General features: G+C 34.8%; 12 protein-coding genes. 6 read left to right on the top strand and 6 right to left on the bottom strand.

The genetic code is table 11. From position 1 onward, the window contains the following. Positions 1-5 precede the first annotated feature (5 nt). The 4 genes from rsmG to rho form a co-directional block, all read right to left on the bottom strand. The gene (rsmG, locus tag ACFILN_RS05750; protein WP_375630633.1) at positions 6-653 is read right to left on the bottom strand and encodes a 16S rRNA (guanine(527)-N(7))-methyltransferase RsmG; all 648 of its coding nucleotides are present in this window, start codon (positions 651-653) and stop codon (positions 6-8) included. Further along, positions 653-2521, bottom strand: a complete 1869-nt coding sequence (mnmG, locus tag ACFILN_RS05745; protein WP_375671066.1) for a tRNA uridine-5-carboxymethylaminomethyl(34) synthesis enzyme MnmG — start codon at positions 2519-2521, stop codon at positions 653-655. Before mnmG ends, rsmG begins: the two co-directional genes overlap by 1 nt. A gap of 106 nt (positions 2522-2627) precedes the next feature. After that, positions 2628-3935, bottom strand: coding sequence for a tRNA uridine-5-carboxymethylaminomethyl(34) synthesis GTPase MnmE (gene mnmE / locus ACFILN_RS05740; RefSeq protein WP_375643028.1), 1308 nt, complete (start codon positions 3933-3935; stop codon positions 2628-2630). A 31-nt stretch (positions 3936-3966) separates the two neighbouring features. Continuing rightward, a complete protein-coding gene (gene rho / locus ACFILN_RS05735) occupies positions 3967-5232 on the bottom strand; it encodes a transcription termination factor Rho (protein ID WP_015857121.1) in 1266 nt (421 codons plus the stop codon). Between the two features lie 549 nt (positions 5233-5781). Here rho and ACFILN_RS05730 point away from each other — a divergent pair. From ACFILN_RS05730 to polA, 6 genes are all read left to right on the top strand, one after another. After that, a complete protein-coding gene (locus ACFILN_RS05730; protein ID WP_273790174.1) occupies positions 5782-6621 on the top strand; it encodes a pyruvate, water dikinase regulatory protein in 840 nt (279 codons plus the stop codon). Next, complete coding sequence (locus tag ACFILN_RS05725) at positions 6618-7214, top strand: Maf family nucleotide pyrophosphatase (RefSeq protein ID WP_375671064.1); 597 nt, start codon at positions 6618-6620, stop codon at positions 7212-7214. Before ACFILN_RS05730 ends, ACFILN_RS05725 begins: the two co-directional genes overlap by 4 nt. Next, positions 7207-8079 (top strand): shikimate dehydrogenase, encoded by an 873-nt coding sequence (locus ACFILN_RS05720; RefSeq protein ID WP_375611344.1) that lies wholly within the window; start codon positions 7207-7209, stop codon positions 8077-8079. Before ACFILN_RS05725 ends, ACFILN_RS05720 begins: the two co-directional genes overlap by 8 nt. Further along, positions 8076-8660: a dephospho-CoA kinase gene (gene coaE, locus ACFILN_RS05715; protein ID WP_273790177.1), complete on the top strand. Its 585-nt coding sequence runs from the start codon at positions 8076-8078 to the stop codon at positions 8658-8660. The genes ACFILN_RS05720 and coaE overlap by 4 nt, the downstream gene beginning before the upstream one ends. 4 nt (positions 8661-8664) lie before the next feature. Then, positions 8665-9372, top strand: a complete 708-nt coding sequence (dnaQ, locus tag ACFILN_RS05710) for a DNA polymerase III subunit epsilon (RefSeq protein WP_273790178.1) — start codon at positions 8665-8667, stop codon at positions 9370-9372. Between the two features lie 300 nt (positions 9373-9672). Continuing rightward, positions 9673-12582, top strand: coding sequence for a DNA polymerase I (gene polA / locus ACFILN_RS05705; protein WP_375671063.1), 2910 nt, complete (start codon positions 9673-9675; stop codon positions 12580-12582). Between the two features lie 5 nt (positions 12583-12587). On the opposite strand, the gene ACFILN_RS05700 is transcribed toward polA, so the two are convergent. Together ACFILN_RS05700 and ACFILN_RS05695 are read right to left on the bottom strand one after the other, a co-directional pair. Next, positions 12588-13451, bottom strand: a complete 864-nt coding sequence (locus tag ACFILN_RS05700; protein ID WP_375671061.1) for an endonuclease/exonuclease/phosphatase family protein — start codon at positions 13449-13451, stop codon at positions 12588-12590. Between the two features lie 112 nt (positions 13452-13563). Continuing rightward, on the bottom strand, positions 13564-14337 hold the full coding sequence (locus ACFILN_RS05695; RefSeq protein WP_375671059.1) for a Bax inhibitor-1/YccA family protein: 774 nt from the start codon (positions 14335-14337) through the stop codon (positions 13564-13566). Between the last annotated feature and the right edge of the window lie 581 nt (positions 14338-14918).

Below are 14918 nucleotides of genomic sequence, written 5' to 3'. Positions count from 1 at the left end.
TTGCTCTACCCTCTATATGATCGAATATGAGAAATTTCCAAAATAACAGAATTTTCATCAACTTTACTTTTATGTTTTAACAGATCAAAGTGCCAATTGGCAGAGGCATTTTTTATTTCTGTAGCGTAATCCCGACCTTTTTGCAAAAGAGCTATAGTTTTTTCTGTTAATAAAGGAAAAATAAGTTGTAAAAGAGTATTAAGCGGCGCTAATCCCCGTGCCGTTATAATATCAGACATGGGAATTTTTTGATATATATCTTCAATCCTAGCGTGATAAACCGTTGCTGGAAGATTAAGTTGAGCAATAACTGTTCGCAAAAAAGCAACTTTTTTCCCATTACTTTCAACAAGATTAATATGTCCTTCTTTTTTTTCTTTCAAAAAGATAGCAATCACAATTGCAGGAAAACCTCCTCCTGATCCTAAATCACACCAATGTAAAGAATGAGCATACAAAGGAAAAATTTGTGCTGAATCTAGAATATGTCGTGTCCATAGATCTGGTATTGTTGTAGCAGATATCAAATTAATATGCGCATTCCATTGAAGTATTAAAGACTCAAACTGAATTAAATTTTCCATTGTTTCACGTGAAACAGAAGGAACAATATTTAATAATTGTTGATATTTTTTTTCTATAGAAAAATCCATTAAGCTGTTTTAGCCTTTTCACGTCGTTGACGTTGAATATATGTAATAATAAGAGATAAAGCAGCGGGTGTCATGCCATCAATTTTTTGTGCATCAGCAATTGAACGCGGCGATACTTCTTTAATTTTTGATTTAAGTTCATTTGAAAGACCTGAAATTGCCTGAATATCAAGAGAAGAAGGAATTTCTAAACGCTCATCTCTCTGAAGAGAAGCAATATCTTGTGCTTGTTTATCTAAATAAACCGCATATTGTGCTTCAATTTCTAAAGATTCTGCTGTTTTAGAATCAATTTTTTGTAATTGTGGCCAAAAATCTGAAAGACGCTCTAAGGTCATATGAGGATAAGCAAGAAAATCATAAGCCGAACGCCGAATTCCATCATGATTAACATGTAATCCATGAGCAGAAGCTTCATTAGGTGTAAAAAAAATATTTTGACATATTGATCGTGCTTGATCAAGCCGTTGTTGTTTTTTCTGATAACATTCCAAACGTATTTTACTCACAATACCCCATTTTTGTGCCAAAGGTGTTAAACGCGTATCAGCATTATCAGATCGTAAAGATAAACGAAATTCGGCACGTGATGTAAACATCCTATAAGGTTCACAAACACCACGTGAAACCAAATCATCAACCATAACACCAATATAAGCCGTAGATCGACTTATAAGTATTTCATCTAATTTACCTACTTTACGTGCAGCATTTAATCCAGCTAAAAGTCCTTGTGCTGCTGCTTCCTCATATCCTGTTGTACCATTAATTTGTCCTGCTAAAAATAAACCTGGTAAAGAGCGTAATTCTAAGCTTCTCGTTAATTGTTGTGGATTAACAAAATCATATTCAATAGCATAACCAGGTTGCAAAACTATAGCATTTTCCAATCCTTCAATGGTTTTCAATAGAGAAATTTGCACATCTTCAGGAAGAGAAGTAGAAAGACCATTTGGATAAACGGTATCATCATTTAATCCTTCTGGTTCTAGAAAAATCTGATGTCCATCACGTTCTCCAAATTTAACAATTTTATCTTCAATAGAAGGACAATAACGTGGTCCTAACCCTTCAATATTTCCAGAATATAAAGCAGAACGATAAATATTCTCGCGAATAATTTGATGTGTTTTCTCATTTGTACGTGTTATTGCACATTCAATTTGTGGTTGTTCAATTTTCTCTGTTAAAAGAGAAAAGGGAATGGGATTTTCATCTGCTTGTTGTTTTTGGAGAGCTTCCCAAGCAATTGTTTTTTTACTCAAACGAGCAGGGGTTCCTGTTTTTAATCGACCAAGTTTTATATGATAATTTTTTAAACGTTTAGCAAGTTTCACACTTGACTGATCCCCCATACGTCCAGCAGCCCATGTTTTATCACCAATATGAATAAAGCCATTTAAAAACGTCCCTGTTGTTAAAACAACAGCACCAGATAAAATTATTCCTTGTTTTTTTAAAATAACACCTGATACACAATTATCTTTAACAACCAGATCAATAACTTCATCCTCAATAAGAGTAAGATTTTCTTGTTCTTTTAATAATTTTTGAATTTCTTTTTTATAAAGTTGTCTATCTGCCTGTGTTCGTGGTCCTCTTACTGCCGGTCCTTTACGTCTATTAAGTAGTCTAAACTGAATTCCAGCAGCATCTGCTGCTCTTCCCATGAGACCATCTAATGCATCTATTTCCCGAACTAGATGCCCTTTTCCAAGTCCACCAATAGCAGGATTACACGACATTGTTCCCAATGCTGATATTTTATGTGTAACAAGCGCTGTTTTGGCTCCTACACGTGCTGAAGCTGAAGCTGCTTCACAGCCAGCATGACCACCACCAACAATAACAACATCATATGATTGCATTTAATTCATTCCGTAGAAAATATTCTAAGGTTTCACGTGAAACAATATATAAATTACATAATCTTTATAATCTGTCTATGAAATAATCAATGTTTCACGTGAATCATTATTTACCAACACAAAATTCTGAAAAAATAATATCAAGCAAATCTTCAACATCAATATCTCCTGTAATTTTACCAAGAAAATCACTTGCACAACGGAGATGTTCTGCACGTAAACTGAGATCAAGAGAATGATAATTAAGAGAAAATTCAATCTCTTTAACAGCCTCCTTTAACAATTGAAGTTGTCTTTTACGTGCTGGAACAATATTTCCAATTTCAGAAGCACGATGATGACAAAATGATTCAAGTTCTTTTATAAAATAATCAAAATTTAAACCAGTTAATGCGGAAAATTGTATAGACCAACGCTGATCATTTTTTTCATAAAGATCAAGCTTATTGCCAACACACCATATTTCAGCCGATGTTTCTGGTAAATCAACTTGCTTAGGATTTCCTATATCATAAACCAAAATAACCAAATCAGCTTCCATAACATGCTGTTTAGCAACTTCTATTCCCATCTGTTCTATTTTATTTTCTGTTTTTCTAAAACCAGCAGTATCCGTTAAAAAAATAGGTAAACCACCAAGAATAATTCTCATTTCTAAAGCATCACGGGTTGTTCCTGCTTCTTCCGTTACAATAGCAACAGATCTTCCTGAAAGACGATTCATAATGCTTGATTTTCCAGAATTAGGAGCACCAGCAATAACAATTTTTAATCCATCACGTAAAATACTCGCACGCTCTCCTTCAGTAATATATTCTCGAAGAGAGGTACAAAGATCTTCAATATCTTTCCAAACTTTATCAGATATTGCGTTGGGAATATCTGCTTCATCAACAAAATCAAGTTCTGCCTCAATAAAAGCACGCGCCTTCATAAGCTTATGACGCCAATCACGATAAAGCGTCGTTAAATGTCCACTTGTACCCATAACAGCTAAACGCCGTTGGCTTTCCGTTTCTGCTTCTATTAAATCAGCAAGACCTTCTGCTTGAACAAGATCTAATTTTCCTTCCATAAAAGCGCGTCGTGAAAATTCACCTGCCTCTGCAATACGGCATCCAGAAAATGTCGATAATTCATCGAGAAAACGATTAACGACGGCTTTTCCTCCATGTAAATGGAATTCTGCACAATCTTCCCCCGTAAAACTATGAGGAGCAGGAAAAAAAACAGTTAAACCAGAATCTAAAAAACTACCATCACGAGCAGTAAGATTTCCATAATGCATAAAACGTGCTTTAGGTAAACGACCACAAAGCGTTTTAACTATATCTACAACATGAGGACCAGAAAGCCGAATGACTGCAACCCCTGAAGGTAACAATCCACTCGAAACAGCAAAGATTGTATCCACAGGTTTTATCCTAATAAAAACTTTAATGACTCTACGTATTCATTGAATCAAAAAATTCACTATTGTTTTTTGTTTGCTTTAATTTATCAATCAAAAATTCAATTGCATCTGTTACATTCATAGATGCTAAAATACGACGAAGAACAAAAATTTTGTGTAAATCTTGTCGTTCTACCAGAAGTTCTTCCTTACGCGTTCCTGACTTTAAAATATCCATAGCAGGGAAAATACGCTTATCAGCAACTTTTCGATCAAGAACAATTTCCGAATTACCTGTTCCTTTAAATTCTTCAAAAATAACCTCATCCATACGACTTCCTGTATCAATCAAAGCCGTTGCAATAATGGTTAAAGATCCGCCTTCTTCAATATTACGTGCTGCACCAAAAAAACGTTTTGGACGCTGGAGAGCATTTGCATCCACACCACCTGTTAAAACTTTACCCGAAGAAGGAACAACTGTATTATATGCACGCCCAAGACGTGTAATAGAATCGAGAAGAATAACAACATCACGCCCATATTCAACGAGACGTTTGGCTTTTTCAATGACCATTTCTGCCACTTGTACGTGACGTATTGCTGGTTCATCAAAAGTAGAAGAAACCACTTCTCCTTTCACTGAACGCTGCATATCAGTAACTTCTTCTGGTCGTTCATCTATTAAAAGAACAATGAGATAACATTCAGGATGATTAGTGGTAATAGAATGAGCAATATTTTGAAGTAAAACTGTTTTTCCCGTCCGAGGAGGAGCTACAATTAACCCTCTTTGTCCTTTTCCCAATGGAGATATCAAATCAATCACGCGTGATGACATATCTTTCTCTGTAGGATCTTGTATTTCCATTTGGAAACGTTCATTTGAATAAAGAGGAGTGAGATTATCAAAGTGAATTTTATAACGAATCTTTTCAGGTTTTTCAAAATTAATTGTATTAATTTTAAGGAGAGCAAAATAACGTTCTCCCTCTTTTGGACTGCGTATAGGACCCTCAATTGTATCACCTGTCTTTAAAGAAAACGACTGTATTTGTGCAGGTGAAAGATAAATATCATCAGGACCAGGAAGATAATTAGCATCAGCAGATCTCAAGAATCCAAATCCGTCTTGTAAAACTTCAACAACACCCTCTCCTATAATTTCTACATCTTGTAGAGCAAGTTTTTTCAAGATAGCAAACATTAATTCTTGTTTGCGCATAAGGGAGGCATTTTCAACTTCTAATGTTTCAGCAAAAGAAACAAGCTCAACGGGATTTTTGCTTTTAAGTTCTTGTAGTTTCATTTTTTGCATGAAATATGCTCTTTGTAATGGAGAAGATTGTTCTAAATAATTTATGGAAATTTATGAGTGAAATATTATTAAGAAAAAAATATTCTACACTCAATTTTTTTAATCTGCAAGTACCATTTATATGAAATTTATTCCTGTAATATTAAGTAATTATATGAAAAACTTGAAAAAATATAAAATCCAAATAGTATTTAATTATTTTAATAACAAAAATGTAAGTTAAATTTATAGCATTAATGAAATGCTATTCAAAAGTATTTTTACAGAAATTTATATTAATAAATTTATATTAAAGAAAGGATTATTCTTATTTATAACTGTGTTTAGTGTGGATTATTATTTATCCTCAATTTTATCCACAAAAGGAAGTTAAAAAAGAATAAAAATAACACTATCTTAAAGATATTATCCCCTCTTTTTTTATAAGAGGGATTAAATTATCACAAGCATTTAATTTGTGCATAAAAAAGGAGAATTTTTCCTAAATTTTAGTTTTATAAAAAACGGTGAAGATATATACACATATCTTAACAAGGAGTTAAAATTTTTGTGACAAAAGAAAAAAAATTCTTTCATTTACACATGCTTTCTGATGCAACGGGAGAAACATTAATCTCTGTAGGAAGAGCTGTAGCATCGCAATATGCAATGAGTCAGGCAACAGAGCATATCTATCCTATGATTCGTAATAGAATACAGTTACAAAAAGCTCTTGATGAAATACAACAAGAACCAGGTATTGTTCTTTACACAATGATTGATGAAGAATTTAAACTTCTCCTTCAAAAAATGTGTAAAAAAATAAAAGTTCCCTGTATTGATATATTACATCCTGTTTTAAATGCTTTTCAGTCTTACCTTGGAATGCCAACACATTTACGTGCGAGCGCACAACATGATCTTAATGCGGATTATTTTCGCCGTATTGAGGCACTGGATTTTACAATAGAGCATGATGATGGACAGTCTTCCAGTAGCTTATCCGAAGCAGATGTGATTCTTGTGGGAATTTCAAGAACCTCTAAAACGCCAACAAGTATCTATTTAGCAAATCGCGGAATAAAAACGGCTAATATTCCTCTTATTCCTAATATTGATTTGCCAGAATCCCTTTTAGAGGCAAAAAATTCTTTAATTATTGGTTTAATTGCTTCAGCTGAAAGAATCTCACATATCCGCCAAAATCGAGATTTGGGAGAAAGTTTTGCTCTTGATAATTATACAAATCGTATCAACATAGCTGAAGAATTAATCTATGCAAAACGCATTTGCGAACGTTTTGGTTGGCCTATTATTGATGTCACAAGACGTTCTATTGAAGAAACTGCTGCTGCAATATTTGAACTGTTATCACGATTTCGTGAAGGAAATGAGAGAAAATTCTCATGAACGCAGATACGTTAATATTAGCATCTCTTAGTTTTTATCGTGCAAAATTATTAAAAAAAGCAGGCTTAAATTTTTCCATTGAAGGAGCTTCTTTTGATGAAAGAGAAGTAGAAAAAAAAGCAAAAGAAAAAACACCTAAAGAACTCAGCTGTTTTCTTGCGAGCGCAAAAGCAAAAAATGTTTCAGATCGTTTTCCTGATGCTTTCGTTATTGGTTGTGATCAAGTTCTTGATTTTGAAGGTCAAGTTTTTCACAAAGCAACAAATATTAAAGAAGCACATCAACGTTTATGTGAATTATCAGGAAAAACCCATTTTCTTCATAGTGCGGTAGCTTTATTTAAAAATGGTCAAAAAATTTGGGTTGAAGCTTTTAGTGCACATATGTCCGTTCGTTTACTCTCATCAGAATTTATTGAACGTTATTTAGCACGCGTAGGAAAAGATGTTTTAAACAGCGTGGGAGTATATCAAATTGAAGGAGAAGGAATTCATCTCTTTGAAAAAATTGAAGGAGATTTTTTTACCATTGTTGGTTTACCTTTACTGCCTCTACTCATAAAACTGCGTCACTTAGGAATTATTGATGGTTGACTTAACAATAAAAAAAACAAATTATCCGCGTGCTTTTGTTGTTGGTTCTCCAATTCATCATTCAAAATCGCCAAAAATTCACAATTTTTGGCTTAAACAATATGGTTTACAAGGAGAATATATTGCACAAGAAGTAACATCTGAAGAATTCAGTCATTTTATTGCGTCTTTACAAAAAATAGGCTTTTGTGGAGGAAATGTTACTTTGCCTTATAAACAGGAAGCTTTTCGTTTAGCAGATTATAAAGATGAGAGAGCAACAATGATTGGTGCTGTTAATACACTTTGGTATGAAGGAGATAAGCTTTGTGCCACGAATAGTGATGCCTATGGTTTTAGCGCTAATCTTGATGATTTTGCATCTGATTGGGGAGGGGAAACAGCTCTTGTTTTTGGAGCAGGTGGTGCCGCACGCGCTATCATATATGCCTTAAAAAAACGCGGATTTGAACAGATTTATTTGATTAACCGTACAAAACAACGCGCTGATAATTTAGCTCAGCATTTTGGAAAAATCATTAAAGTTTACGATTGGCATAAAATCCATGAAATACTTCATCAAGTTGATTTGATTGTTAATACAACCTCTATTGGCATAAAAAGTCCAGAAGAAAAAAGTGATTCTTTTTTTTGCGATTTTCATAAAGCAAAAAAAACGGCGTTAGTAACAGATATTATTTATACACCATTGATAACTCCTTTTTTACAACAGGCAAAGGCTTGTGATCTCAAGACGGTTGATGGACTTGGGATGCTTCTACATCAGGCTGTTATAGGGTTTGAACAGTGGTTTGGAATAAGACCACAGGTAACAAAAGCTTTACGGACAGCTATTTTAGAGGATATGAGTGAAAAAAGAGAATGAAGATCATAGGATTAACGGGATCAATTGCTATGGGAAAATCAACAGTTGCTGATTTTTTCAAGCAAGCGGGTATTTCTGTTTTTAGTGCTGATGAAGCAGTAAAACAGCTTTATAAAAGTGAGCCAGCTTTGTCATTCATAGAGCGTATTTTTCCTGGTGTTGTTGAAAACGGTGAAGTTAACCGTTTGAAACTTTCTGAAATTTTGATTGATGATAAAGAAAAATTACAAACATTAGAAAAAATAATTCATCCTTTGGTGCAAGAAAAAGAAAGGGAATTTATTGATATAGCGCGTGAACAAGGGAAAAAATTCGTTATTCTTGATATTCCACTTTTGTTTGAAAAAAATGGTGAAAGTCGTGTGGATAGCGTTATTGTTGTTTCTGCTCCACCAGAAATACAAAAAGAACGTGTCATGATTCGCCAAGGTATGAATGAGAAAAAATTTGCCTTTATCAATGCTCAACAAATGCCAGATGAAAAAAAACGAGAACGTGCTGATTTTATTATTGATACAGGGAAAGATTTAGAGAATACACGTCAACAGGTTTTTGATGTAATAAAAAAACTAAAGAATTGAAGTTATGCGGGAAATTATTTTTGATACAGAAACAACAGGTTTAGATAAAGAAAAAGATCGCATAATCGAAATTGGTTGTGTAGAAATGGTTGATCGTTATCTCACAGGACGCCAATTTCATGTTTATTTAAACCCTGAAGGCGTTATTATTCCTGATGAAGTTGTAGCAATTCACGGATTAACCAATGAACGCCTAAAAAACGAGAAAAGTTTTAGTGATATTGTTGATGAATTTTTGGAATTTATCAAAGACGCGACAATGATTGCGCATAATGCGAGTTTTGATATTGGTTTTATTAATGCAGAATTAAAACGTGTCAACAAACCGCTTATCAGTGTTGATAATATTCTTGATACACTGGCTATGGCGCGGCGTAAATTTCCTATGGGTCCTAATTCTCTTGATATTTTATGCAAACGTTTTGGAATTGATAACAGCCATCGTGTTCTTCATGGTGCTTTGCTTGATGCAGAGATTCTAGCCGATGTTTATATTGAGCTTATCGGTGGAAAACAAGGTGTATTGGGTTTTGATAACAGAAGGGGTGTTGATGAACATATCCAGAATGATAAAGATACATCTTATGCCGTTAAAATTCGCCCACAGGCTTTACCTTCAAGATTGAGTACGCAAGAAAAAAAGTTACACGCTGATTTTATCTACAAAATGGGTGAAAAAGCTCTGTGGAATAATTTCAAAATTCATGAATAACATCATCTTTTCTCTAAAAAAGTCACGATTGAAATTAAAAAATATCGATGTCAAAAAAAAACGGTCGTTGTGGGGAGGGGAACACCACAACGACCCTGTCGCTACATCGTACCTCAGCTATCATAGGAGGAGCAAAATGAAAGCTATTAATCCTGTAACAGCAAAGAAAAGCTCTAGGTACTTAATATAAAGTGCAACGACTTCATGTCTTATGAAAAGAAAAAATGGCTTTTTAGAGGCAAAGTGAAAAAATATATAAGGACAAATTGTTTTTTTAGCTGAAATGGAGAAAAAATTGTAATGAAAGCAACAGATCATCTTTTTTTGGTTGACGGATCAGGCTATGTTTTTCGTGCTTATTATGCTTTACCGCCTTTAAAACGTAAAAAGGATGGACTTCCTGTAGGAGCAGTAGCTGGTTTTTGCAATATGTTATGGAAATTACTATGTGATGCTCGTAATACAGCTACGGGTGTTGTTCCAACACATTTTGCTGTTATTTTTGATTATTCATCTGATACTTTTCGGAAACAAATTTATCCTGAATATAAAGCGAATCGCGCTGAACCTCCTGAAGATCTAATTCCTCAATTCGCGCTAATACGCCAAGCAACGAAGGCTTTTAATTTGCCTTGTATTGAAAAGGAAGGCTTTGAAGCGGATGATTTAATTGCTACCTATGCAAAATTTGCAACAAAGGTTGGGGCAAAAACAACCATTATTTCTTCTGATAAGGATCTTATGCAACTCGTAAATACGCATGTATCTTTGTATGATGGAATGAAAGATAAGCATATAGGTATCTCAGAGGTTATAGAAAAATGGGGTGTTGCGCCTGAAAAAATGATTGATTTACAAGCATTAATTGGAGATTCAACAGATAATGTACCGGGTATTCCAGGCATTGGTCCAAAAACTGCAGCTCAGTTATTAAATGAATTTGGTTCTCTTGATCTTTTATTGCAACGCGTAACAGAAATTAAACAAACAAAACGGCGTGAAAACATTCAAGCTTATAGAGAACAAGTTAAAATGTCTCGTGAACTTGTCAGGCTTAAAACAGATGTTCCTATAGATAATGATTTAGATGATTTTGTTTTGGAGCCACAAGATGGTCCACGTTTAATTGCTTTTTTGAAAGCGATGGAGTTTTCAACATTAACGCGTCGCGTGGCAGAGGCAACGTCATGCGATGCAGCTGTTATTGACGCACTTGATATAGATGTTGAATGGGAAAAACTAAGTCCCAGGCATGATTCTGAGATCAAGAATACTGAGCACGTATCTCTTCATAGTTTTTCTGAAAATTCTCCACAAGTTTTTGCACAAAAACGTAAAGATCAAGCGCTGACTCAAAAAATTACAAGAGCTGCTTATACAACAATTCTTGATGAGAAAATTTTAAAAGAGTGGTTATCACAAGCACAAGAGCAGGGTTTTTTCGCTTTTGATACTAAAACAACATCTCTTGATCCGATGCAAGCAAAGCTTGTTGGTTTTTCACTCGCATTACAGCCGGAAAAAGCAGCTTATATACCTCTTGAACATTTTGATGAAGGAGAAGAGGACCTTTTGAGGGGCGGGCGCATTGCCTCACAGATTGAGGCCCGAAAAGCTTTAGCACTTTTAAAACCGATATTAGAAGATTCAGCGGTGTTAAAAATTGGTCATAATATAAAATATGATTGGTTGGTGATGAAGCAATACGACATTATGATAAGCTCTTTTGACGACACCATGCTTTTATCATATGCTTTTGATGCTGGAACTTTAGCCCATAATATGGATGATTTGTCTGAACGTTGGCTTGAGCATAAACCAATTGCCTATAAAGATTTAACGCATAACGGAAAAAAAATTACTTCTTTTGCACAAGTAGATTTAAAACAAGCAACCCTTTATGCGGCGGAAGATGCTGATATAAAGCTACGCCTTTGGCAAGTATTGAAACCACAACTTGTTGCTCGTGGGATGACAAAAATTTATGAGCGTCTTGATCGACCCCTTGTAAAAGTTCTTGCAAGAATGGAAGAACGGGGGATTCTTATTGATAGGCAGATTTTATTGCGTCTTTCTGGAGAGTTGGCACAAGCTGCTTTGATTCTAGAAGAGGAAATTTATAAACAAGCTGATGAAAAGTTTAATATTGCTTCGCCAAAGCAATTAGGGGATATCCTTTTTGGCAAAATGGGATTGCCTGGAGGCGCCAAAACTAAGGGTGGACAATGGTCAACTTCTGCACAGACCTTAGAAGAGTTGGCTGCTGAAGGTCATATTTTACCGCGTAAAATTATTGAGTGGCGTCAACTTGCAAAGCTAAAATCTACCTATACAGATGCCTTGCCTTCTTATATTTTTTCAAAAACAGGGCGAGTTCACACGAATTATTCTTTGGCAATAACATCAACAGGTCGGTTATCATCATCAGAGCCAAATTTGCAAAATATTCCAGTGCGAACTGCTGAAGGGCGTAAAATCCGAACAGCTTTTATTGCTCCCAAAGGACGTGTGTTACTTTCTGCTGATTATAGTCAGATTGAGTTGCGCATTCTTGCACATATTGCGGATATAAAAGCATTAAAAGAAGCTTTTGCTAAAGGGCATGATATTCACGCTATAACGGCATCACAAATGTTTGGTGTTGCGATAGAAGGAATGCATTCAGATATACGACGGCGTGCAAAAGCGATTAATTTTGGTATTATTTATGGTATTTCAGCTTTTGGATTAGCTAATCAATTGGGAATTTCACGCCAAGAAGCGGGTCGTTATATTCAACTGTATTTTGAAAGATTTCCAGGAATTAAAGATTATATGGAGAAAACTAAAATCTTTGCACGTGAAAATGGTTATGTAGAAACAATCTTTGGACGTCGTATCCATTATCCAGAAATAAAAGCAAAGAATGTAAAAATTCGTTCTCTTAATGAGCGAGCAGCTATCAATGCTCCAATTCAAGGTTCTGCGGCCGATATTATTCGCCGCGCTATGATACATATGGAAGATGCTTTAAAAGAAGAAAAACTATCAGCAAAAATGTTGCTGCAAGTGCATGATGAACTGATTTTTGAAGTACCAGAAGAAGAAAGTAAAAAAACCATGACTGTTGTTAAAAATGTTATGGAAAATGCTACAATACCGGTTCTATCTTTATCTGTACCGCTTGAAGTAAAAGTCATGACGGCTCAAAATTGGGATGAGGCACATTAATTTTTTTATTTATTTTTAAGAATGTTGATTGCGTTAGAAAGATTAAGATAGGCTTTGATAGGCAAATGATCTGAAGCAATGCGTGCAAGCGGTGAAAGATGATTTTCAATACTTGTTACCAATTGGTGGGGAAAAGAAAAAACTCTATCAAGGGCTAAAAAAGGAAAGCGAGAGGGAAAGCTTGGTACAACTTCAAAAGTGCTATCAAAATAGGGAGAAAAATGATTTAAAGATGAGCCTTTTCCCATCCGCCATTCATTAAAATCTCCTATAAGGAGTGTAGGCATAAGGGGGCGTTTTTGGAAAATTTCAAGGAGCATTTTTGTTTGTTGTTTACGAGAGTAACGTAATAAGCCAAAATGAGCCGCAATAATACGAATAGGGCCTGCTTCCATTTCCAACTCTACAACTACAGCCCCACGTGGTTCAATACTAGGAAGAGTGACTTGTAAAGTATCACGTACATATCCCTTTCGCAAAAAAAGAGCATTCCCATGCCAACCATGGCCATGAGGTGACATAGTATTAAGAGGTACAGGAATCAAACCGGTTTCAGCTTTTAATAGCTGAAGATTAATCAAACCAATGCGTTCCCCAAAACGTTTATCTGCTTCTTGAAGAGCAAGAATATCAACTTGTAATTCAGTAATAACACGGACAATTCTTGTAGGATTAAAAATTTTATCAACACCTACACATTTATGCACATTATAGGAAGCAACGGTCAGATCATAATTACTATTTTGATTGATGATGTTTGATTGATGATGAGAGCGGCTGTGAATTGCATTAAAAAGGGAGTTGTGGAGTTTTTGTTGGATAAAACCGGTAAACCAAGGGAATTTTTGCTTATAAGGTATTTTTGTCATTTTACGAAAAGAATAGTCCCTAAGAGGCCAAGGGTAAAGACTTACACTAAAAACAAAAGAACCTTGTCTCTTTTAGAAACAAGGTTCTTTAATTAAGTTATGATTTTTGCAATCAATCACGGTTTGAGCCAAGAAACTGTAGCAAGAAGACAAACATATTGATGAAATCAAGATAAAGATTCAACGCGCCCATAATAACTTTACGTCCTCTGGTATCGCTTTCATCTCCTTCATAATACATCAACTTAATGCTCTGGGTATCGTAGGCTGTTAAACCAGCAAAGATAAAAACACCAATTACAGAGATAGCAAACTGCAAAGCGCTTGATCCAAGAAAAATGTTCACAATCATGGAAAGAAACAAGCCGATCAATCCGATGAATAAGAAGGAACCGATTGCTGTGAGATCACGCTTTGTTGTGTATCCATAAAGTGAAAGAGCTCCAAAAGTTGCGGCGGAAATGACAAAGGTTTGCACAACACTTTCTGTCGTATAGCGCAAAACGATTGAAGACAGTGAAAGACCAACCAGAGCAGCATAACCAAAAAAGAGACTACGAGCAGCATTTGTGCTCAATGTATTAATTTTAAAACTGAGGAATAAGACTGCTATGAGTGGTGCAAACATAACAATATAAGAGAATGGCGATGTATAAAATGTTACTCCAAGTGGTGTTAGATAAACACTGCTATTGATTTGAGCTGCTGCTTGGCTCATATCTGTTGTCGTTGCTAATGATACAATTGCATAAGCGGCAGCAGCTGTAATAAGCAAACCAATGGCCATTGCATTGTAGACACCCAACATATAGTTGCGTAATCCCTGATCAATTGATGCATCGGCATGAGAAGCAGGTGCCGAACGTAAATCTTTAAAATTAGCCATAATATAAAATCCTTTAGCATATGTTCTGTCAGGTATAGGGCTTTAAAAGTGTCTCTGTCATTACACAGATAAGCTTGGTATAAGCCTTAATTGGGCAAATACAAAAAACCTTAAGAATCACTGACAGAATTCCAGCATATATGCTCTTATTATGGAGATTTATTTAAAAATTACAAGAGATTTATATGAAGAAGGAACCTTACAAATTGGTAAGGAAATAGTTCATTTTAATAAAAAATATTTCCATTTTTTGCCATATTTTTGCAAGATAAAAAGACTATACTTAAAAACTTTTCTATTTTCACAGAAACTATGTAATACAATCCCTTATAAAATATTCACTATTTTTGCGTTTATGAGAAGAGCGGCAAGTATCATCACACTATTTTTCAACTTCCAATATTGCATCTGTTTTGCACGGTTATAAGAGCTATTGAATTGGATTTTTATATAATATATTGATGTATAATGATAAATTGTCTTTTTGAATGCTAAATGATACTCTGAATATCGCAAGCTTCTCTGGTTTCAAATCTGTTCATATTAAATCAATCAAGATTATTAATTTGCTTGTGTCTTGC

This window comes from Bartonella sp. CL434QHHD, from assembly GCF_042195145.1.
Lineage (GTDB): Bacteria > Pseudomonadota > Alphaproteobacteria > Rhizobiales > Rhizobiaceae > Bartonella.
The sequence above is the reverse complement of the archived record's forward strand: the minus strand, read 5'-3'. Positions and strand labels throughout refer to the sequence as shown.